The following is a 351-nucleotide window of genomic DNA, read 5'->3' as shown; positions in this document are numbered from 1 at the left end:
CCTATCTTGACTGAGTTATATGTAACTCCTGGTCGCCAGGCCATGGAAAATTTGGGAGTTCTTGTGGATGTAAATATTCAAAATTCAGTGGATGTTACACAATTTTGCAAGAGAGAAAATATAGAGTTGGTTGTTATTGGTCCAGAACAACCAATAATTGATGGGCTTGCTGATGATTTAGTTGCAGAGGGAATAAATGTTTTTGCTCCAAGTCAAGCAACTGCAAAACTTGAGGGATCGAAGTCTTTCACCAAGGGATTATGTAAACGATATGGTATACCAACTGCCAAGTACGAGTGTTTTGTTGATGAAGGGTTAGCTAAAGATTTTGTACGTAGCAATAAAATAAAG

Annotated in this window: 1 pseudogene; it reads left to right on the top strand. The window is 37.6% G+C overall.

The features are described from left to right. Window positions 1–351 (top strand): annotated as a pseudogene (locus tag WGMM_RS01490) (phosphoribosylamine--glycine ligase); the annotation flags it as partial.

It is taken from the genome of Wolbachia endosymbiont of Glossina morsitans morsitans (assembly GCF_000689175.1).
Lineage (GTDB): Bacteria > Pseudomonadota > Alphaproteobacteria > Rickettsiales > Anaplasmataceae > Wolbachia > Wolbachia pipientis.
This window is presented reverse-complemented; position numbering and strand designations above follow the sequence as displayed.